General features: G+C 72.6%; 1 protein-coding gene. It reads right to left on the bottom strand.

Annotated features, from left to right (window positions below):
- On the bottom strand, positions 1-423 hold a 423-nt coding region (locus tag TW83_RS18695), incomplete at both ends, for a helix-turn-helix domain-containing protein (protein WP_045984294.1).

The following is a 423-nucleotide window of genomic DNA, read 5'->3' as shown; positions in this document are numbered from 1 at the left end:
GCCCGATCCGCCCCCCCGCCATCACCGACAGCCGCCGCAGCCCCTGGGGCAGCGCCTTGCGGTCGGTGAATTCCAGCAGGTGCAGGGCGTCGTCATCGGCGATGGCGATCATCCCGCCCAGGGGCGTATCGATCCAGTCCGCGCGCAGGTCTGCGGCCCCCCGCATCTGGTGCGGCGCATGCCCGAACAGGCGTGCAAAGGCCTGCCGGAACCCCGATGCCGAATCGAACCCCGCGTCCAGCTGTGCGTCGATCATCCTGCCTCCTTGCGTCAATGTGGTCAGGCCCGCGCGCAGCCGTGCCGCGCGCGCCAGCTGCAGAAAGCTGGTGCCCAGATGCTGGCGGAACAGCCGCCGCACGGTCGAGGGGTCGTGCCCCAGGGCGGTCAGCTCCGCCTCGGACCAGCGGCGGGCGGGGTCGGCGG

The sequence above is a fragment of the Paracoccus sp. S4493 genome, from assembly GCF_000967735.1.
GTDB lineage: Bacteria > Pseudomonadota > Alphaproteobacteria > Rhodobacterales > Rhodobacteraceae > Paracoccus > Paracoccus marcusii.
The sequence above is the reverse complement of the archived record's forward strand: the minus strand, read 5'-3'. Positions and strand labels throughout refer to the sequence as shown.